14 protein-coding genes are annotated in these 22118 nt (G+C 49.8%); 4 read left to right on the top strand and 10 right to left on the bottom strand.

What is annotated here, in order from left to right; genetic code table 11:
- Positions 1-15: 15 nt before the first annotated feature.
- From HI950_RS16350 to HI950_RS16310, 9 genes are all read right to left on the bottom strand, one after another.
- The gene (locus HI950_RS16350) at positions 16-1134 is read right to left on the bottom strand and encodes a S1C family serine protease (protein WP_169085957.1); all 1119 of its coding nucleotides are present in this window, start codon (positions 1132-1134) and stop codon (positions 16-18) included.
- A gap of 13 nt (positions 1135-1147) precedes the next feature.
- Positions 1148-2413, bottom strand: coding sequence for an FxLYD domain-containing protein (locus tag HI950_RS36725; RefSeq protein ID WP_169085955.1), 1266 nt, complete (start codon positions 2411-2413; stop codon positions 1148-1150).
- A 160-nt stretch (positions 2414-2573) separates the two neighbouring features.
- The gene (locus HI950_RS16340) at positions 2574-8615 is read right to left on the bottom strand and encodes an S-layer homology domain-containing protein (protein ID WP_169085953.1); all 6042 of its coding nucleotides are present in this window, start codon (positions 8613-8615) and stop codon (positions 2574-2576) included.
- 280 nt (positions 8616-8895) lie between these two features.
- On the bottom strand, positions 8896-10566 hold the full coding sequence (locus tag HI950_RS16335; protein ID WP_169085951.1) for a ribulokinase: 1671 nt from the start codon (positions 10564-10566) through the stop codon (positions 8896-8898).
- Between the two features lie 14 nt (positions 10567-10580).
- The gene (gene araD / locus HI950_RS16330; RefSeq protein WP_169085949.1) at positions 10581-11276 is read right to left on the bottom strand and encodes an L-ribulose-5-phosphate 4-epimerase; all 696 of its coding nucleotides are present in this window, start codon (positions 11274-11276) and stop codon (positions 10581-10583) included.
- Between the two features lie 167 nt (positions 11277-11443).
- The gene (locus HI950_RS16325; protein ID WP_169085947.1) at positions 11444-12553 is read right to left on the bottom strand and encodes a GntR family transcriptional regulator; all 1110 of its coding nucleotides are present in this window, start codon (positions 12551-12553) and stop codon (positions 11444-11446) included.
- 136 nt (positions 12554-12689) lie between these two features.
- Positions 12690-13568, bottom strand: coding sequence for a UTP--glucose-1-phosphate uridylyltransferase GalU (gene galU / locus HI950_RS16320; RefSeq protein ID WP_169085945.1), 879 nt, complete (start codon positions 13566-13568; stop codon positions 12690-12692).
- A 95-nt stretch (positions 13569-13663) separates the two neighbouring features.
- Positions 13664-15052 (bottom strand): HAMP domain-containing sensor histidine kinase, encoded by a 1389-nt coding sequence (locus HI950_RS16315; protein WP_169085943.1) that lies wholly within the window; start codon positions 15050-15052, stop codon positions 13664-13666.
- Complete coding sequence (locus HI950_RS16310) at positions 15049-15723, bottom strand: response regulator transcription factor (RefSeq protein WP_169085941.1); 675 nt, start codon at positions 15721-15723, stop codon at positions 15049-15051. Before HI950_RS16310 ends, HI950_RS16315 begins: the two co-directional genes overlap by 4 nt.
- Before the next feature lie 179 nt (positions 15724-15902).
- Here HI950_RS16310 and trxB point away from each other — a divergent pair, with 179 nt between their 5' ends.
- Positions 15903-16847 carry a thioredoxin-disulfide reductase gene (gene trxB / locus HI950_RS16305; RefSeq protein WP_169085939.1) on the top strand — a complete coding sequence of 315 codons (945 nt, stop codon included), beginning with the start codon at positions 15903-15905 and terminating at the stop codon, positions 16845-16847.
- 234 nt (positions 16848-17081) lie between these two features.
- On the top strand, positions 17082-19085 hold the full coding sequence (locus HI950_RS16300; RefSeq protein WP_169086126.1) for a glycoside hydrolase family 13 protein: 2004 nt from the start codon (positions 17082-17084) through the stop codon (positions 19083-19085).
- 184 nt (positions 19086-19269) lie between these two features.
- Here HI950_RS16300 and HI950_RS16295 read toward each other — a convergent pair whose 3' ends face one another.
- Complete coding sequence (locus HI950_RS16295) at positions 19270-19461, bottom strand: hypothetical protein (protein WP_169085937.1); 192 nt, start codon at positions 19459-19461, stop codon at positions 19270-19272.
- Positions 19462-19740: 279 nt separating this feature from the next.
- Here HI950_RS16295 and HI950_RS16290 point away from each other — a divergent pair, with 279 nt between their 5' ends.
- Both HI950_RS16290 and HI950_RS16285 read left to right on the top strand, forming a co-directional pair.
- Positions 19741-20706 carry a LacI family DNA-binding transcriptional regulator gene (locus HI950_RS16290; RefSeq protein WP_169086124.1) on the top strand — a complete coding sequence of 322 codons (966 nt, stop codon included), beginning with the start codon at positions 19741-19743 and terminating at the stop codon, positions 20704-20706.
- Between the two features lie 128 nt (positions 20707-20834).
- Entirely contained in the window at positions 20835-22112 is a 1278-nt protein-coding gene (locus HI950_RS16285; protein WP_223285317.1) for an MFS transporter, read from the top strand.
- Positions 22113-22118: the final 6 nt, after the last annotated feature.

Raw genomic sequence — 22118 nt, 5'->3', positions numbered from 1 at the left:
AGCCACCGCAGCCTCTTACTTAATCGCCTTTCCTTTGCCGCTAATAAGCTTTAGCTGATCATTTTCGTAGCCAACCTCATAGGTCACTTGGTATTTGCTAAGCACGTTTTTGCCGTCAACCCGCTCGTCTACTGAAATGACTGCAATAACCGTTGCCTTCTCGTTCTTGCTGTCATAAACATGCATATTGTCAATTACGACGTTCAGCGTACCCAAGTAACCCTCCCTGAACTTCTCGTAGCTGGTGCCTTCCTTCCAGTTGCCGCCAAGCAGCGAGTACGCATAGACGTAATCGGCATTGTTCAGACTGTCATAGAAATGCGTAACGAGGTAACCCGCGAACTCTTCTACCGACGCATTATCCTCCAAATCAGCCGATTCCTCTGATTGCTCAAGCTCTGGAAGCTCCGTCATCGGCTCCTTGGACCAGCCCTCTGCTATCTCAATGACGTTCGCTATTGGAATACTGAAGCCAATGGAGCCCTGCTCGTAGCCCGCCGAGTTAATGCCGAGCACATCACCCGTCTTACGATCAACGAGTGGTCCTCCGCTATTGCCGGGAGCAATCGGGGCAGAGATTTGGTATAAATCGGAGTACAAATACGGCTCAATCTCAAAGCTTCTGCCTAGGCCGCTAATAATACCGGTCGTAACCGTATTTTGAAAACCAAGCGGACTGCCTACAGCAAGCACCTCATCGCCTACCTCCGCTTTCTCGTCACGTACAACCTGCAGCGGCTCCGTGCCTGCAAGAGCGGCTACGCGGACGACGGCAATATCGGTCTCCGTGCTTATGCCGATAACCTCGCCGTCCAGCTCGCGCGCATCCGCCGTTTTAATTTTCACCTTATGGGAGCCAGCTACGACATGCGCGTTCGTGATCAGATCGCCCTCCAAATTATAGAGAAAGCCTGAGCCTTGATCGCCATCTTCCGTCTCGATCATCACGACGAGCTTCTGCGTCTCGAAAATGATGTCCTTAAGCGTCTTTGTCTTTTTCTCTGCCGTAACCGCAAGCAGCGGCTTGCCTGTAAGCTGTTTAGGCACCTCGGTATGAATACCCCAGGCGGCAGCCAAGCCTCCGCATAAAATCAGGGTTGATGCGATGGCGCTGATCCATGCTCGTCTACTCATCTCATCGCCCCCTTTAATCCAAATACCAAGTCGCATGATCAACGACAACGGTCGTATTTTCAACATGTATGCCGTAAACGGTGCTGGTGAAGCTCATTTTCTCGCCTGCATCGACGTAATCCGGGGTGGCTGCTGCGGTGCCTGAGCCTACCTCTACGCCTGCCGCATCATAAACTTTAAACTTCACGGTAATCGAATAAATAGGCCGCGTGGCTGCATTTTTCAGCTCCGCAGTAATCGTAAGGTCACCAAACTCATCAAGCATCGAATCAATCTTAATGACCTCTACAGCCGCTGTCTGGTTTTTTAAATCCTCAGCTGCCGCTTGCTGCATCGCATGCTCCAACCGCTGCTGCTCCGTTTTCTCATAGTCGGATTGCGCTTTATTGATCTTTTTCTCAAGCGCGGCTAGCTGCTCGTTGTCTTTGGCGAATTCCAGTGCCCTTTCCGTTACCTCTAGGGCGTCTGAGTACTGCTTGGTCTTAAGGAAAGCTTCCGCTTCCGTGCAGCTGATATCTACGATTTTCGCCAAAATCTGCTCCTGCACGGCAGAGGCTTCTTCACCCTCTAAATGATTCGCCACATTAAGCTTTGCTGCAAGCTCGTCCACCGTATTCAAATCAGCAAGCTCTTCCGTCAGCTTCATCAGTTCAAGCTGCACCTTATACTCGCCGAGCTGTTCTTTCACCTTGGCATAGATAGGCTCAGTATGACCCTTCAACTCGCTCTTAAGCGGCTCTAACAACTCCTCCGCTTCCGTTTGCTTCTGCTCCTCGAGCTTCTTGCCAACAATCGCAAGAGATTGGGACAGCGCGGCGACATGTTCAACAACCTCTGCATCCTTCTTCGCCGCAGCAAAGCCTGGACGAACGGTCAGCGCTTCCTTAAGCAGCGCCTGCGCTTCCGCATACTTGCCTGCCAGCGCCTCCTCCTTCGCCTTAGCATGAAGCTGGACGACTCTATCATTCATTCCTGATTGATAGAGAAAGTAGCTAAACAAAGATCCCGCCGTGACAATGGCAAGCATAATGGGCATTAACCATGCCCAAATCGTTCGCTTCGTGTTCCTTCTCCGTACAGCACTAGTCAAGCTGGTGTTCATACTGGCTAATTCTCTCTCATATGAAGTCTCTATAGAAACGGCTGTCTCCGATAAAACCACAGTCTGATTCTCATAAACTGCCGCTGTCGTCCCCTCTTCCATAGCAAGCAGTCTGCCGCACTGGCTGCAATAGATGGCATCGTCGGTCCGCTTCTTTCCGCAATGATGGCAATACACTTCCGTTCATCTCCCAGCACATGATTCTCTCTCTACATATCTATCTATTCTATATGAAATAGTAAGTAATCTCCATTTAAATTAGTGGGAAATTTAGTTAACCAAATAAAGACAGCCCCTCATGGTTTTTGACCAGAGAAGCTGCCTTTATTAATGTTGTTTATTTTACATCGTCACTAAGATTTGCGATCCATTTCTCGCTGCCATCTTCTTTACGCTTGGCGCTGTGAGAAATGGTTGCTTCCTGCACATCTCCAAAGCCCCAGTGGTTTTGCGGCATGTCTGGGAATTGTTGATCAAGGCCCTGCAATGGACCTCTGTAAAGCATACGGTTAATCATCGTAACAGCCTCGACCCGAACGATTTCTTTTGTCGGCTTAAAGCTGCCGTCTGGATAACCGGTAAGGAATTTGCCATTATACAATGCTTCGATTGTATCTGCTGCCCAATGACCTGTTGTGTCCTTAAAGTGTGTTGTCGCAGGTGCGCTCACTTCAAGCTTGAGGAACCTTGCCATTACGGATGCAAGCTCTCCTCTTGTAACAGACGCATCAGGCCGGAAGGAGCCGTCTTCGTAGCCGCTGAAATATTTGTTTTTTGTTGCGATTTCAATGTAGTTCGTCGCCCAGTGATCCTTGCGAATATCATTATAAGACATTGGATAGTTAACATCCTCGTTTTCAGTAAGCCTTGCAACAATTGCGGCTAGCTCTGCACGAGTCAGCGAACCTTCTGGCTTGAACTCCTTGTCGGGATAACCCAAAATATAACGATAATGCGCGAGCTCTCCAAAACGCTCGGAGTATACATTGATTTTCACAGATGATTTAATTGTTGTGCCGTTAGCAAGAAGCTCGCCTGGAATATCGAATGCTGTATCTGCTGCTTTCATAAGCGGCCATTCGATAACGAGCTTATAGCCTCCGCTTTGTCCTGCAAGTACATTTGTAACCTTCCACACTACCGAGTTTCCGTTTACGATTCCCCCAGCTGCATCTACAATAACAGCTCCTGCCGGAATCGTCACTTTAATCTCGCCAGCAGCAAGCGCGCTGCCGGAAGCATTTTTGTATTCAACTGAAACCGTTGATTTTGTGCCTTCCTTTACCTTGTTTTTATCTATGGAAAGGGTTAGCGTCGGATCAGCTGACGGCGCAGCTTGCACATCCGCTGCAACTGGAATCAGCTCCAAATCATGTCTGACAATTTCCCATTCTACTGAAAGAATTGGGCTAAAGTAGCTTTGGTATCCGTTCTTCGTTACAGCAAGATAATAATCGGTTTCTGGGTAGACCATGTACGCATAGAAACCAAATGCATCGCTTAGCTGCTCCGGACTAGCATTGTCATTCGGCGCAAAACCTACCAAAGCCGGCAAGGTCACTTTTGCTCCCGGCGTAATGCCTTTGCCTTTATTGCGAAAAGTGTCTGCATAATGCAGCACTACCGTTGCCCCTTCAATAACAGCCTTCGTTACTGAATCGGTAATCGTACCGTAAGGATCGACCAATGCTTCAGAAATATTCATCTCACCGGAGGCTGTTACGCTCACCGAAGTCCGACTAAATGTGATCGCTTTGCCCGGCTCAACCTCATATTTAATTTCAAGTTCGTACTCGCCGATAGCCAGTCCATCCGCATTAAATACACCTTGTCCATTGAGTGCAAAAGCTTTCGGAGCTCCGGCTTCTGATACATAGCTGCCATCCGCTTGCTTCAAATAAATCGTCGTCTTGGCAAGCAGCTCGCCGCCAAACAAGGAAGACTTCCCGTCCGGCTGTTTAAGCAGCACGATGCCCGTTACCGTTTTCTCAGAGTCGAAGTTTTCTTCCACCGAGCCAGTAACTTCACCAACCTGAGCTGTTTGCTTGTACGTAACAGGTGTAGCAACACCGCCTACATATACCGATTGCGTCACATCCAAATCGTAAATAACGTCACCCTTCGGTACAACAACATAATAGGCTCCGCTTTCATCGGTTACGATCGTTTGATCAAAATCTACTCCTGCCGTAATCATGCCGTCTCCATCAAGATCAAGCGTCACGCGAACGCTAGCTCCCGCTACAGGCATATTTGAGCTGCCTTTCGTAATAAAACCTTTCACTGCGGCAGGCAGGAATGTAATGGTAACCACATCCTGAGCCTTCAGGCCAAGTGCCTTATCGTACACATTCGCCCGAATAGGAATGAGCTGCTCGTCGACACCCATAATTTTCTCCGACTTATAAGTAACCCTTGCTATCCCTTGCTCATCCGTCACCGCTGTATTGCCGCCTACAAATTCACCTTTATCTACGGGAGCCGTGAAAATAACGTTTACTCCTGCAATTGGCGATCCGTCAGCATTTGTCAGCACGGCTGATAGCTCGGTACTCGATTTGCCATCGCCCAAAATGTTCTCCGGGCTTGCTGTAAGTTGAAGATCTGCTTTTAGCAACTCAAAATCGTTATCAAGCAGTCTGATTTCAGGGGCTAATTGGCCTCCCTCTACATCTACTGCTGTAAAATCAACTTGGTATTGGTTCGCCACAGTCACCTCAGGCAGCAAATACGTTGTATTCTCCCACTTTTTATAGCCGTCCAGCTCAAAGCTGTCCTGATTAACAAGTGTAAGAGGTACCCTAATACCGTTCACATTCGCATATACCTTCTCCGCGAGCAACGAGCTTACAGCGCCCAGCTTAAGCTGTTCGCCCGGTATGATTTTAAATACCGTGGAGTCACCTTGGGCCTTGTCGCCCACCCAGCCATCCAGCGCTCTATGGATATTAATGGTTACGGTTGCTGGAGCCGAAGTCTGTCCGTCTTGATCCGTTACACTGTACATGAAGCTATCTTGTCCAGAAATAAAGTCAGGATCTGGCGTATAGATCCAAGTATCTCCTGAAACATCATCATCTGCGGGCCTGAGCGAGCCTTTGCCTGGATTGCTCTCTAATCCGTACACGAGCTCCGTCACCGTCTCCATGTCCGTCCCTTTAAACGTAATGATGATTTCAGTTGTGCCTTCTTCCACATTTGCAGTAATGGGCTCCGCAACAGGCATTCCGTTGTATGCAATCAATACCCTGCCTGGCGCTTCGGCATATTGCTTGCCGTCGCTTGCGCTCCATTCGAATTCAACCGTGCTGCCTTCTGCCAAATGAACTGAAGGCTGGAATTTCAAGCTTGCCAGTACGTTTTTTGCAATCGGAGCGGCACTGCCTTGCTCCACATATACGGATTCTCCTACTGAAGAGGTGTACCAAAGTGTACCGCTCTCTTCAAAATGTGCAGGAAGGGTAACAATAACTGTGCTTAATAGATCACCATCCGCATCTGTAAAACGTGGCGATTCTGTGAAATCAATCGTTTTAAAATCAATGACTCTACCCGATAGGCCAGCCTTGATGATATCGCCAACAACTGGCGGTGTGTTGATGTTAATCGTTATCTTTTTGTTATCCTTCGCATATTGCTTGCCATCCGAGCCGCTCCAGTCGAAGGTTACCGAGCCTGTCGCGCCAGAAGCAGGAATGAAGGTTAATCCACTCAGCTCTGCGGCTTTAATCTCAAAGCCCGGCGTTGTTATCGGCATTGCCGGTCCGTCTCCAAGTTGCAGGACTAACTGGCCTTTACCCGGATCAGGAAGCGTTACAAGCTTCACTTTATCTATGCTCTCATGATCCGAGTCGCTGTATGCGGATGCAAAGCCTGCCGGCTTAAATGGTACCGTCTCGCCTTTCAAAATCGACTTGTTAATCGGATCTACCGTCGGTGCGGCATTAGCTGTAATGGTTATAGCAGCAGATAGCGCTGCGTACTTTTGGCCATTTTCGCCATTCCAACCAAAAGCAGCTGTACCTGTGAACCCGCTTGATGCAGGAACGAAGGTTAGTTTTGCAATGTCACCGATGGCGATTTCGTCACCAGCAGCAACGGCTTCGTCGTTTAAGAATAGTTCACCTTGTTCCGCTGCAGGCAGCGTAACAATCTTTACAAGCTTAAGTTCATTCGCGTTAGAAGCTCCGTTAGCCTTCGAATAATGGCTTTTGAACTCATCTGCCTGAAAGCTGGTTGGGTCATATTGAAGCCCTGTTTTGGCAATATTGCTGACAACAGGATCGTTTGTGTAGGTAATGCTGGCTTTAGCTGGCGCTAAGGAGTACTGATTGCCGTCATACCCTTCCCAATCAAATAGGACCGTGCTTTCTTCTGCCAAATTCAGGGCTGGCACGAAGCGCAGGCTATTCAGATCCGTAATCGTAATGACTGTTCCCGATACAACCTGAGTCTCAATGCCTGCTAAGGTATAAATCAGCTTTCCGCTATTTGCAAAGTTCGCTGGCAGCGTAATGCGTACCTTCGTTAGCGCTTCATTTTCCTCATCGGCATATGCCTTAGGGTTAGCGAAGTCCGTTGCTTTCAAAGAAACCGACGTACCTGCTATAGCTGCGAAAGAGATATCGCTTACTACCGGCGCAGCATTGATGGTAATGGTCACCGTCTTCGCATCCTTCGCATATTGCTTGCCATCCGAGCCGTTCCATTGGAACGAAGCCGCGCCTACGGCATCGTTTGCCGGAACAAAGATAAGCTTGCCCAAATCAGCTGCGCTAATTTCGCTGCCAACTGTAACCGCTACGGCTGGATTACTGCCCGTCTTGATCCATAGTTTTCCTAGCGCCGGATCAGGCAATGAAGTGATTTTCACCCTGCTCAAGCTCTCGCTTGGCGTAGTTGCATCTGTATATTGGCTTGTAAAATCAGTTGCTCCTAAAGCCAATGTCTCGCCTTGATTAATCATCTTGGCGATATTAGCCACTACAGGAGCGGCATTTGCCGTGATGGTTACTTTCGCATCGATAGCAGCATACTTGGTACCATCATAGCCGTTCCAATCAAATGACGCGGATCCCGTAAACCCTTCAGCAGCAGGAACAAAGGTCAGGTTAGCAAGGTCAGCCTTAGCAATCTCATCGCCAAGTGCCACATCCGCATTCAGCAGCTTAAGTGTACCCCCGCTCGGAAGCGTGACAATTTTCACCTTCTCAAGCTTAGTCGGCTGTGCTTGTCCAGTCACGCGATAATACTTGCTGCTAAAATCTGTTAATGCGAATGTCGTTGGCTCATACTGAAGGCCAGTCTTCGCCATATCCTTTACAGCAGGGTCCAAGGTCGATAAGGAGTAGATATGCTGTGCGGTGCCGGGCTGAGCTTTGTCTGCCTGCTTATCGAACAGCATGATATTCACCGTATAATCCTTATTGGGATCGGCTCCTGGAACAGAAAGCTCAATATTACCCCAAGTGTTCGGTTCCCCTTGTTTGGCGTTTAAAAAGCTTTTCTCTTCCAAATCTACGTTTTGATCCACGATTTTGGTGCCGATTTGCGTCTTCTGGATGACGTTGACTTCCATGTAGAAGTCTCCGGCTTCTTTCGGCAAAAATCCCGTGTCAATCGTTATCTTGTTCGTTCCGACTGCTACCGTCGCACCCGTGATTTCACCGGTTTGCTTTATGCCGCCATCGATGACAAGCTGGCCCCAATCCACGTTGGTTACCCAGTCATTTTTGGCATTTGGATGATCAAAATAATGATGAACGGAAATGCCTACGTATTGGTCTTGATTAGCAGCGATTCGGTCCCATTGATCTGCTTTAATTTCAATGACTGTTGTATTCCATGTGCTGTCTTTTCCTGACAGGGCTCCCAAGTAGAACGCTTGAGAAAACTCCTTCTTGTATGTAGCACTGCCGAAACCCGTCGAGCGCCAAGGTGTAGTCGGAGCAGCCAATGCGATGTCCTCAGGCTGGGATGAAAAATAGACGCGGTCCCACTCGCCCGTACCGCTTTTATTCGCTTCATCATACTCGTCTACATCATAAGCCCGAACAAGCATATAGGCGCTTTTTGTAGGCTTTGCCTTAACATCTTTAATCTTAAATTCGATCGGATACACATTTGCGCTCTCGGCACCTTCGTTGCCGACAAGCTTGTCCATATCGTTGTCAGCCGTGCTGTCAGCAGCGCCGCCCTTCCAGTTATCCATACCGGTGAAGTATGTAGCTCCCGTATCCGTTCCTGCAGCGTTCACAAAATAGGGAACCGGAAGAAGCTGCACCAATAATATGGCAATTGCCATAAATAAGGCGAGACTCTTTTTCCCCCATAAGCGGTTTTGCTTACGGCTCTTCATTCTTACACTTCTAGACTCCAATATGTGCAATCTCCCTTCCTTGGATCTTTTTTCGGGTAAGTCCAAAACACCTAACTCCTTCCTAAATGTCATACTTTAGAGCTACTACTATATTACTAGTCAAAACTATACAATTTCTGTACAAGTTCGACAGAATGCGCAGGTCGCTAATCCGAACGCTGTCGAAGGTCCTGCAATCCTCAAAGTTGGCAAACAAAAACGACTCCGCCGCTTCAATAGCTGCAGGAGTCGTTTTTGTTTTGTATGGCTTCTCTTGTATAGAATTAATCCGGTAAACTGTTTAAGCTTGCTCTTCTTTAATCGCCTTAAGACGCTTCATCACGTCGTTTGAACCACGGCCGTAGTAGTCATGAAGCAGATTATATTCCGCATACAGCTTCTCGTATACCGCAACGTTTGCCGGAATCGGCTTAAACGTTTCCTCACGTACGCGGGCCATCTTCTGGGCGGCGTCGACGATGTTGTCAAAGCCGCCCTTCGCCGCGCCAGCCGCTACCGCTCCGAACATCGCTGCGCCAAGAGCAGGCGTCTGCTTCGATGCGGCAACCTTAATCTCGCGATTCGTGACATCCGCATAAATTTGCATGAGCAGCGCGTTTTTCTGCGGCAAGCCGCCGCATGCGTAAAGCTCATTGACTTCTACGCCGTTGCTGTGGAACGCATCGACGATTTTGCGCGTGCCGAAGGCCGTTGCTTCAAGCAGGGAACGGTAGATTTCCCAAGGCTTCGTCAGCAAGGTCAAGCCTACGATTGTACCCGTCAGGTCCGTATCCACCAATACCGAACGGTTGCCGTTCCACCAGTCCAGCGCCAGCAAGCCGGATTCTCCAACGTTCAGCTCGCTTGCTTTGCGCGTCAAATATACATGGACGTTCTCGCCAGCTTGCTCCGCTTCTTGCAGGACATAAGCAGGAACCGATTCCTCTACGAACCATTCAAAAATATCGCCAACCGCTGATTGTCCCGCTTCATAGCCGAAGTAGCCCGGAATGATGCCGTCCTCAACGACGCCGCACATGCCTTCCACTTCCTTCTCCTCCGTGCCGAGCAGCATATGGCAGATCGATGTTCCCATCGCCATAACCAGCTTTCCTGGCGTAACTACGCCAACACCCGGAACGGCCGCGTGCGCGTCCACATTGCCGACTGCAATCGCAGTGCCTGGCGCCAGTCCGATGCGAGCAGCGATAGCAGGAAGCAATTCGCCAGCCTTAGAGCCAAGTGGAACGACCTCGCCGCGCAGCTTCGTCTCCGTCAGATTCTCAAGGCGCGGATCAAGCGCTTTGAAAAATTCCTTGCTCGGATAGCCTTCTTGCTTATGCCACATCCCCTTGTAGCCGGCAGTACAGCTATTGCGCACGATATTGCCGGTCAATTGGCCGATAACCCAGTCCGTAGCTTCTACAAATTTATCTGCAGTTTCATAGATCTCGGGCGCTTCATTCAAAATTTGCCAAGCTTTGGCCATCATCCACTCGGATGAAATTTTGCCGCCGTAACGCGGCACCCATTTCTCACCGCGCTGCACAGCCATCTCATTAATAAGATTAGCCTCATCTTGGGCGGCGTGATGCTTCCACAGCTTCACCCAGCTATGCGGATTATCCTTGTAGGCATCCTGCGTGCAAAGCGGCTCTCCCGCTGCATCAATCGGAAGCATGGTGCAAGCGGTAAAGTCGATACCTAGGCCGATAACGTCGGCAGGATCAATGCCGGATTCCTTCATCACGGCAGGAACGGACAATTCCAGCACTTCAATATAATCAAGCGGATGCTGCAGCGCCCAGTCATACTCCAGCTTAATGCCTGAGACCGGCAGCTTCTCATCGATTACGTGGTGCGTATAAGGCGTGACGTGCTCCGCTACCTCAGCACCGTTAGAGAGATCAACAAGAACTGCGCGTCCCGATTGCGTGCCGTAATCAACGCCAATTGCATATTTTTTGCTCATTATCCGAGTCCTCCTTATTTTTGGCCGTAGTAGGCGTTTGCTCCATGCTTCCGCAAATAGTGACGGTCTAACAGCGATTGATCCATCGGCTGCACGTTCGGATTAAGCTGGAACGTATGCAGCGCCATTTTCGCCACTTCCTCAAGCACGACCGCATTATGGACCGCATTATGCGGGTCCTTGCCCCAGCAAAATGGCGCATGGCTATTTACGAGCACCGAAGGCACTTGATTCGGATCAATGTTGTTTGCCTCGAACGTTTCAACGATCACGTTGCCCGTCTCCAGCTCATAGGCGCCTTTGATTTCCGCTTCCGTCATCGCGCGCGTGCAAGGCACCTCGCCGTAGAAGTAGTCGCCATGCGTCGTGCCTAGCGCCGGAATGGCGCGTCCCGCTTGCGCCCAGCTTGTCGCCCATGGCGAGTGCGTATGGACGATTCCGCCAATCGTTGGAAATGCTTTATACAATAACACATGCGTTGCCGTATCCGAGGAAGGACGAAGGCTGCCTTCAACCACGTTGCCTTCCAAATCCACCACAACCATTTGCTCCGCTCTTAACTCCTCATAAGGGACGCCGCTAGGCTTAATGACTGCATAGCCGGACTCCCTGTCGATGCCGCTTACGTTACCCCAAGTAAAAGTGACCAACCCGTATTTCGGAAGATCCATATTCGCTTCCCAAACCGCATGCTTCAACGCTTCCAACATGAGAATTGTACGCTCCCTTCAAACTTGCATTCATGTACTTGCCCATTACCACTTATACGGACATTACCATCGAATAGCTCTGTTTTTATTATAAGTTGTACGTACAAGTGTGTCACGTGTTTTTTTGTTGATGGCCTGCCTACACAGTTGAACTGATCAGCGTAGGGTTAGCTTTTGGGAGGCTGCGTCGATTCACGGATGACGAGCTGCGGGTCATAGACCTTGTCCACCGTCTGGCGGCGCTGCTGCTTCTCCACCATGCCGAGCAGCATGACGACGGCTTCTGCCCCCATTTCGGTTTTCGGGTGGGCAACGGTCGTCAGCTTCACCTCTGTAGCGGTTGCCAGGTTTGCATCATCGAAGCCAACGATGGATAAATCCTCTGGCACTGCAAGTCCGATTTGCCGCACGATATCGAGCATCCTAACGGCAAGCTCGTCATTGTAGCAAATAATAGCGGTCGGGCGCTCCCCGGGCTCTCGCTGAAGCAGCGCGGACAGCGCCTGTGCCGGCTTGTCTTGCTTCTCCTCCGTAGAGTAGCGGAGCAAATAATCCGGCGGAACCGTCAGTCCCTGCTCTCGGTGGGCTCTTAGAAAGCCGCGCATCCGGTGAACGCCTTGAAAATCATCGGTTTTGAAAAATCCGGCAATACGCGTATGTCCAAGCTTAATGAGATGCTCAGCAGCCCGGTAGCCGCCAAGCTCATCATCAACCCGGAGACATGGCGCATCCACGTCGCTGTAACGCTCATTGAGCATAATATAAGGAATTTTGAGCGCATCCAGCGCCAAAAAATAGTTAAAGTTCGGATTTCCTTCAGCACTCTTCGTCGGCTCGATAATCAGTCCGGTCAGCGGCTCGCGAAGCATCGACTCCAAGCTGTCCTTCTCTTTCTCCTTTTCATTATCGGTGCTTGCGAGCAGCAATCTTGCGCCAACCGCACGCAGGCTCGATTCAACGCCCCTAACAATAGTAGGAAAAATATAATCTGAAATATGCGTCGTAATCATGCCGATCGTCATCCCTTGCGGGGAGTTCTTCCGCTCTGGCGCCGATTGATCGGAGACGAACGTACCTTTCCCTTGGGCGCGATAAAGCCACCCCTCCTGCTCCAAATCGCCTAGCGCCTGACGAACGGTTTGGCGGCTCATTTCGAACTGCTTGCCAATCTCGTTCTCCGAAGGCAGCTTATCATGCGGCTTAAACTGCGCCGTGACGATCCAGGATAAAATTTGCTGCTTTAATTGCATATATTTGGGCGTTTGCTGTTCCTTCACTTCACACCTCAGCTCCGTAGTTGTATGCCAGTAGTATAGCATATGCTTAACTTGTACGTACATGATCTTATCATTGCTGGCGGCTGTACACTAAAATAAGAAAAAGCCGCCCGGCGGCGGCCTTCAAATGATTGCGTTATCCGTTCGACTCTTTCAGCCTCTCCAGCAGATACCTTCTGACCTCATCGCCCAGATCAGCACGCTCTAATGCAAAATCAATCGTAGCCTGCACAAAGCCGAGCTTATCGCCGACATCATGCCTGCGTCCGTCAAAGCGGTAGGCGGATAACGAAGAAATTCGGTTTAACTGCTGCAAGCTGTCCGTTAACTGGATTTCCCCAGCCTTCCCCGGCGTCGCTTTCTCCAGCAGGTCAAAAATAACAGGGTCGAGGACGTAGCGGCCGACAACCGCATAGTTGGATGGAGCTTGTCCTTGCGCCGGCTTCTCTATAATATCGCGTACGCGCGCAACCTGCTTGCCGCGCTCGATATCGACGATGCCGTACTTATGCGTCTGATCCCAAGGCACCTCCATAACGGCAACGACGGACGAGTGCTGCTGCTCGTACACGTCCATCATCTGGCGCAGGCAAGGCGGGTCCGATTTCAAAATATCATCGCCTAGCAATACGGCGAAGGGCTCGTCCGCAATGAAGCGGCGCGCGCACAACACAGCATGGCCCAGGCCCAGAGGCTCCTTCTGGCGAACGTAATAAATGTCCGCGAGCTGCGATATTTTGCGTACCATATCCAGCATTTCCTCGTTGTGACGGGCCTCCAGCTCCATTTCTAGCTCAGCCGATTTGTCAAAATGGTCCTCGATAGCCCGCTTGTTGCGGCCGCTGACGATTACGATGCTTTCGATGCCGGATTGGACTGCCTCTTCTACTATATATTGAATAGCTGGCTTATCGATGATCGGTAGCATTTCCTTCGGCTGTGCCTTCGTGGCCGGCAAAAACCGGGTGCCCAGCCCTCCGGCAGGTATAATCGCTTTCCGTATCCGCTTCTCCATTGTAGCTTCTCCTCCACATCGTTACATTACACGCTATTACTCCCTTCATCATAACGTTTCTACCCTTATTTATCCATGCTTTACAGCGCTATTCGCTAGGCAGGCGGCGCAAGCGGAAGCCGAATAATAAAGCTTGCGCCGGCAAGCTGGTCGGCACCCGGCTCGAGCATAATGCTGCCGCCGTGAATTAACGCAATCTTCTGGACTATAGATAACCCGAGCCCGCTGCCGCCTTGACTTCTATCCCTCGATACATCTCCTTTATAAAATCTCTCGAACACGCGCTCGCGATCCGCCTCGCTTATTCCGATACCCGTGTCCGAAATGCGTACGACTGCGAAGCCGTCCTGCTCCGATAGGAAGCAGGAGATCTTGCCGTCCTCCGGCGTAAATTTCATGCTGTTGGAAAGCAGATTCATCCACACCTGATTAAGCTGATCCCGATCTGCAATAATCGTCGTTTCTTCCATTAACAGCTCAACGGTCTGCCGCTTGGCGATCCAGTGCGGCTCGCTAGCCAATACGACATCGCGAAGCTGGCGATCCAATCGATAGGACTCTGGGTGAAACGGATGCTGCTGCGAATCCAGCGATGCCAAATTGAGCAGATTTTCGCTTAAACGCGAAAGCCGCATGCTCTCTTGCTTGATGATGTTAATATAGCGTTCCCGTTCAGCTTCGGTTACGTCCTCGCTGCGCAGCGCCTCGGCGAAGCCGCCAATCGAGGTGAGCGGCGACTGGATTTCATGCGACACGTTCGATACGAAGTCCTGCCGCATCATTTCAAGCTGCGACAAGCTAAGCGCCATTTTGTTCATGCTCTCGGCCAGCTCGCCAAGCTCATCGCCGCGCCTTGCAGGCAAGCGAACGGTAAAATCCCCTTCCGACATTCGCGTTGCGGCGTTCGTCATCATTTTTAACGGCCTAACCAAATACCGAGCCGCCACCAATATAAGGACGCTTCCGACCACAAGCAGCGTTAAGAGCAGCGTGACAGCCGTCCATATGAAGTTGCTATTTTGCGGAAAACGGTCGGGTTGAACGAATAATGCCCAATTCTCATTGCCGAATTGCACCATTTTGCCAAAGGCCGGCGGCATGGGAGGCTCGCCTTCTGCGCTGCTGAATACATCCAGCCGCACTATGCTGCCTCTGAAAACTTTAACCAGCTGTTCATATGTAATTCTCGCCAGCATAAACTGACTTCGCTCACCGACAGTCACTACCCGATTGGTACTGCTTACTGCGATAATCGATTGCCCCTGCAAGGTCGACATCTCATCCAAAAACTCCTGTATCGAAGCCGGCTTAGACACCGCATACAGCTGCTCGATTCGCTCTATCGACTTCTCCATTTGGTTCGGCAGCTGTCCCCTTGCATCCCGTTTAAACATTTGATTCGTAAAAAGAAAGGCAACGCCAATGCTGATCAAAACAATAATGAGAAAAGTAGCCGTTATGCGAACATACAAGCTCCGAATCATGCCCATTCCTCCAGCCGGTAGCCAAGGCCTCGTATCGTTACGATGCGGAAGCGGTATTGCTCCTCGGAAAAACGATCGCGAAGCCTTTTGATATGTACGTCAACCGTTCGCTCGTCGCCCTCGTAATCCATCCCCCATATCTGTTCAATAAGCTGATCCCGCGCGAAGGTTTTCCCAGGATAGCTCCCCAGCTTGAAGAGGAGCTCGAACTCCTTCGGCGGCAATGTGAATCTCTCTCCGCTTGCGAACATATGGAAGTCGGTTTGATTCATGATGACATCGCCAAATTCGACCGTCTGAGATGCTGTAATTCGGTATCTCTTGAGCAGCGCCTTCACCCGAGCGATCAGCTCCGGCGGATCAAACGGCTTGACCATATAATCATCCGCTCCAAGCTCGAAGCCCCTCACCTTCTGCGAGGTCTCTCCCTTGGCAGTCAGCATCAGCAGCGGGATATCATAGCTGGAGCGCATGGCCGCGCATAACGCCCAGCCATCCATGCGCGGCATCATCACATCGATAATCGCCAGATCAGGGCGAATCGCTTCCAGCTTTTCAAGCGCATCTACTCCATCTATCGCTTCAATGACCTGATAGCCTTCTCTTTTCAAGAACAGGCCGACCAGCTCGCGAATGTTCGGATCATCATCTGCTACGACGATTTTTGGCATTATGTACGTCCTCCAAGCTTGCATATATCGTTCATGCAACCAGCTTACAATATGAACATGAACGTTACATGAACGATGCATGAATGATGGATGAATCATATTGACTTTGATACTAGATTATAATAATTTTAAAGTAGTATTTATTATCTCAGAGCATTTCTAACTGGAGGAGAACATAGATGACTTATAAAACGATTATTATCGGTACAGGTCCTGCCGGACTAACCTCTGCTATTTATTTGGCCCGCGCGAACATGGAGCCGCTCGTTATTGAAGGCTGGCAGCCAGGCGGCCAGCTTACGACTACTACGGAGGTTGAGAACTTCCCAGGCTTCCCTGACGGCATCCTAGGCAGCGAGCTGATGTCCAACATGCGCAAGCAAGCGCAGCGTTTCGGCGCTACGTTCAAGACAGGCTCCGTGAAGAGCGTAGACTTCAGCAAACGTCCTTATACGCTTGACGTGGAAGGCATTGGCGAACTGCAGGCGGAATCGATCATCATCTCGACTGGCGCTTCGGCCAAATATTTGGGCATTCCGGGCGAGCAAGAAAATATCGGACGCGGTGTCAGCACTTGCGCGACGTGCGACGGCTTCTTCTTCCGCGGCAAAAAGATTATCGTAGTCGGCGGCGGCGACTCCGCGATGGAGGAAGCCGTATTCCTTACCCGCTTCGCTTCCGAAGTAAGACTTGTACATCGCCGCGACGATCTGCGCGCTTCAAAAATCATGCAGGACCGCGCTCGCGCCAACGACAAAATCGTATGGAGCTTGAACCGCACACCGCTTGAAGTCGCTGCAACTGGCATGGGCTTGCAAGGGTTGAAGGTGCGCAATAATGAAACGGGCGAAGAAGAGCTTCTCGAGACAGACGGCGTATTTGTTACGATCGGCCACACGCCGAATACAAGCTTCCTTGGCGGCCAAATCGACACCGATGAGCAAGGCTACATTATCGTGAAGCCAGGCACCTCGGAGACGAATATCCCAGGCGTATACGCCTGCGGCGACGTTCAAGACCGCACTTACCGTCAAGCGATTACCGCTGCCGGAAGCGGCTGTATGGCTGCTCTTGATTGCGAGCGCTTCTTGGAATCACAGGCGCATGCAGAGGTCCATGCCTAAACTTTTTTTTGCAAAGTGACTGGTACAATACGTGCAAATTATGTATAATAAAGTGGTTGAGAGTTACAATAGAAAGGCAATGCTACCGCAACCATTTGTTCGCAATATGCTTCGCGTAAGCGGCGCCTGAACGTGTTATGGGAAAAGGTACAACCTCGGCTTTATGAGCAGAGGTTGTACCTTTTTTCGCGTTTTCACCCTCTTTTCTATACGATTTATAAGGAGCGATTCATGATGTTATTAGAAGCTGTATATCACAGACCAAAACAAAACTGGGCGTACGCCTACGACGGCAAAACGCTGCATCTCCGCTTGCGCACCAAAAAAGACGATGTTGCGGCAGTAGAAGCAATCGTCGGCGACAAGTATGCATGGAATCAAACCATCACGAACGTCCCGATGCGTATTTTTTCTTCCGATGCGCTGTTCGATTATTGGGAAACGGCCGTTATTCCGCCTTTTCGCCGGCTGCGCTATGCGTTCCGCTTAACGAGCGGTGCTGAGACGATTCTTTTCTCCGACAAAGGCTTTGAGCATACGCTTCCTGATAACTCCAATTCATTTTTTGACTTCCCTTATATTAATCCGATCGACGTATTCGAGCCGCCGGCATGGGTGAAGGACGCTGTATTCTATCAAATCTTTCCGGAGCGGTTTGCGAACGGCGATCCGTCGCTGAGTCCTAAAAACGTCCTGCCGTGGGGCGGCGAGCCGACTCCTCAAAACTTTTTTGGCGGCGATCTGCAGGGTGTCATCGATCACTTGGATCATATCTCCGAGCTTGGCATAAATGCGGTCTACTTCACGCCGCTATTCGAAGCGACGACCAACCATAAATACGATACGCAGGATTATATGAAGGTTGATCCGCATTTTGGAACAAACGAGAAGCTGAAGGAATTGGTTGATGCTTGCCATGCTCGCGGCATTCGCGTCCTGCTTGATGCCGTATTCAATCATTCCGGCAAAACGTTCCCGCCATTTGTCGATGCGCAAAAGAACGGCCAGCTGTCGAAGTATGCGGACTGGTTCTATGTTCGGGAGTGGCCGCTGCAGGTCGTTGATGGCGTCCCTACTTACGAGACCTTCGCCTTTGAGCCGCTTATGCCGAAGCTGAACACCGAGCATCCGGAAGTGAAGCAATACTTATTCGAGGTTGCGCGTTACTGGATCGAGGAGATCGGCATCGACGGCTGGCGTCTTGACGTTGCTAATGAGGTTGACCATCAGTTTTGGCGTGAATTCCGCAAGACGGTGAAAGACGTCAACCCGGATGCGTACATTTTGGGCGAAATTTGGCATGATTCAATGATGTGGCTGCAGGGCGATCAATTCGATGCGGTCATGAACTATCCGTTCACGAACGCCGTGCTCGATTTCTTCGCCTACCAGACGATCGACGCGACTTCCTTCGCCAATGCCATCGGCACGCAGCTTGCAGCCTACCCGCAGCAGGTGACGGAATCGGCCTTCAATTTGCTCGATAGCCACGACACGCCAAGGCTGCTCACAATCTGCGGCGACAACACGGAAGCGATGAAGCTCTCCTCGTTGTTCCAGCTGACCTACCCGGGAACCCCATGTATTTACTACGGAGATGAGGTAGGAATAAATGGCGCGGGCGATCCTGGCTGCCGCAAATGTATGGTGTGGGACGAGGCCGAGCAAAATACCGAGCTGCTTCGCTTCTATAAGTCTGCGATCGGTCTTCGCCACCGCTACAGCGCGCTTCGCAGCGCCGACATCCGCTTCGTGCATGTCGGAGCAGAAGACGGCACCTTAGTGTATGAACGCCGCGATGGCAACCAGCGCCTGCTTGTTGCGCTGAATGCACGGGGTGAAGCAGCCGATCTTAGCTTCGCGATTGAGGCTGCATCAATTGGGCAAGGTGCTGCTGCTCCGCATGCTGTAGCGTTCACAGGCTTCGCAAGCAGTGAGGTTGCAGATGTTGTTGCTGCAGCAGAGATTAACAACGCTCCCACTGAAGCTTTGAAAGCCGAGGTAAACACAGTCACAGCTGAGGCTGTTGAGGAATTAGATACAAACGCTGTTCATGCTAAAGATTCAAACGCTACTGCTGTCCACTCGATTGATAACGTATCTGCATGGTCAGTACTGCTATCGAGCGGCATCAGCGAATTTTCAGAAGGCACTGCGATTGCAAGCAATGCCGATGGCACGTTGCAGCTTAAACTGCCAGCGTATGGCTTTGTAATAATGGAGCAGTCCGCAGAGTAACGGTTGTTCTAACCAATCTAAACAGAAAAAGAGGCAGTCCCTCGATGGGCTGCCTTTTTTCTTCGATTTGCTGCCTATTTCACGCTGTAAGCACACATGCGTGCTTACAGCTACCGTTCCTCCTTCCACTAACACCCAAAGCAACCAATCTCATTTTATCTTTTGATTCCCATAAGTATTATGATCATTTATTTTTAATTTGCTTTTGTAATTGATTGATTTGTTTCTGCATCTGCTCAAGCTGTAATTGCACTTGCTGCTGATCGCGCTGTTTATCCTGTTGATCCTTTTGCGACTGAATTTGTGCCTTCTGGTCTTGCTCCAGTGCTAGAGCTTGCCCAGCCGCTGTGACAATATCCCCAGCCGTAACAAGCAACTGTCCAATAAACTGTATGAGATCGGGAAGATTATCGTCACTGTCATTATCTCTTGTTTTTCCGCTCTTTACGCCTTTGCCATGGTAATCACGGTTATATGCGATATGAATCCCTCATTTCATGAAAGCGTGCTGTACTAATTTATTCTTTATGGTTTAGTTAGGTGTCAGTTTACGTTTTTCGACTTACTTGCAGCTGCCACTAGACAATCGCATATCGTTCATGCCATAATAACTTAAACGATTAAGTTATAAGTAACTACCCTATCAAGGAGCTGCATTCCCATCAAAAAAGCTACGTTAAAGGATATTGCAAAAGCCGCCCAGGTTTCCGTCGCTACAGTAAGCTATGTGCTCAACAACGTTACAAACCAGACGATCCCCGATGAGACGAAATGCAGGGTGCTGGATGCTGCAAAACAATTGAACTACGTCCCTAACCTAGCTGCACGGTCGTTAGTAAAGCAAAAGTCCGGGCTAATTGGCATTCTCATCAACCGTTCAAACGATGAGGGCATCTGGAAACAGCTTCGTTATGCCTCATTTATTAATCGGCTTGAGCGCCTGCTTACGGATCGAGGCTACCATGTCGTCTTGTCCAGCCTTGAAGCCTTGAATCCAAAGCTTGATGTGATATCCGAGCGAAATTTAGACGGTATATTTGTAGTAGACGTAATAAGCGAAAATTTCCATCTGATATCCAGTCATTTTTCAGAAGGCGTGCCGCTTATCGTCATTGACAGTATCATTGATGATGCCTTGTTTTATAAAGTGAATTTTGATTATAAAGATGCTTTTGCACAGGCTAGAACTCCCTTACCTATCAATCCAAGCTATCTCATTATGGACAGCTTCAACAATGTCGAGCTTACCCAGTCTATTATGGACAGCAGCGGCATTGCTCCAAGTATGATTCATATGGTCGAAAATGAAGAGCAGCTTAAACGCTTTCTTGAACAGCATGCGGAAAAAGAAGGGATTGTGCTCAATGAGTTCATCGGGATGCTAACAGCCAAGTATGTTAATCCGGCGAAGCTGACTGTCATATGTACGACAGATTGCCCTGACATCCTTCCAGCAGCAGTAACTCGGATTCAGTTTAATCATCGAAAGCCTGTAGAAGCCTTTCAGTTGATGATGACGCTTCTAGACAATCCCATGAATGGACTTGAGCATAAATATATCGAAGTTAAAGCAAGTTCAATCGTGGAATGTGAAGCTAGCAATAACCCTAACGCAGAGTAATCTCTGCCTTTTTCTTCGACAACTTAAACGATTAAGCAGTAATATTGAAAACCGTGCATTGCGTGCTTACGCGGTTATGCTGCAGCCGTCTAGCTATCACTTTGCATCAGTATAAAGGAGGAATAACCTTGCTCGAACTAGCCAAAAAAGCTGATTCCAACGTTTCCCCTGCCCAACAGCAAAATGCCGGTACAACGTCCATTTGGCGCAACCGCTCGTTTATGCTCGTCTTCTCCAGCTATAGCTTATCGCTGCTTGGCAATACGTTCCACAGCATCGCATTAAACCTGTGGGTGCTGCAATCAACTGGCAGCGCCAAGCTGATGTCGGCTGTGCTCATCACCCACCTTGTCATCAGCATGCTTTTTGGCTCATTCGCGGGTACGATTGCGGATCGCACCGATCGACGCACCTTGATGTGGGCAACGGATATCGTTCGTTTCATCCTTGTAGCCGCCATCGCCGTCCTTATTTATTTGCCGAACGTGCCTTTTATTTATGTCGTCATTTTAACCGGGCTTGTGGCGTTTGCTGGTGTGTTTCGAACGCCTGCCTTCCAAGCCTCGCTCATCGAAATTGTAGGCAAAGAGCAGCTGTCTAAGGCTGTAGGCGCGATCAGCATTTCCGATAATATCATTCGAATATCCGGATTCGCGCTTGGGGGCATTGCTGTAGCCGCATTTGGCGGGGCTTTTGCGATTGCAATCGATGCCGCAACCTTCCTGCTGTCGGGCATTCTTCTCTTATCAGCGGGTAAGTTCCCTTATAAAGCGGTCAAGGATGAGGCAAAGCCGCAAACCTCATTTAAAGAAGATCTCACAGCTGGCTTCCGCTTTGTTTGGCATGATCCTTTCGCTAAGGCTGTCATTATTTTGCTGCCGCTCGTTATGTTCTTCTTTCTATCTACCTTCATGCTCATTCAAGTCATGGCGGTTCAGGTGTGGCAAGCAAAACCCTTTGTATTCGGGCTAATGGAGGCCTGTATTCCGCTCGGTTATGTCTTAGGCTCTATTTTGATCATGAAGCTTGATGCACGTTTGAAAAGAAGAGGAAATTGGATCATAGGGAGTATGATCCTGATGGGGCCACTATTCATCGTTATTTCACTGCTGCCCTCGGCAACTGCTGCGCTGCCGGTTATTCTTCTTGTCGGCTTCCTCTTCTCATTCAGTACGACGATCATCTTCATCGGGCTGCGAGTAGCGATTGATCCTTCAATGCAAGGCAGAGTATTTGGGCTAATAGGCGCTTTAACAAGCGTTGCACCCCCTGTAGGTTTAGCTGCATTCTCTACCTTATCCGATATTTACGGCCCAGCCGTCATTATAGCTATTAGCGGAGCAGCGATGCTTATTATGGGGCTCTTCGCCTACATTCGAATGAAGTCCATACGCGAATTCAACTAATCGTTA

It is taken from the genome of Paenibacillus sp. PL91 (assembly GCF_012935325.2).
Lineage (GTDB): Bacteria > Bacillota > Bacilli > Paenibacillales > Paenibacillaceae > Pristimantibacillus.
The sequence above is the reverse complement of the archived record's forward strand: the minus strand, read 5'-3'. Positions and strand labels throughout refer to the sequence as shown.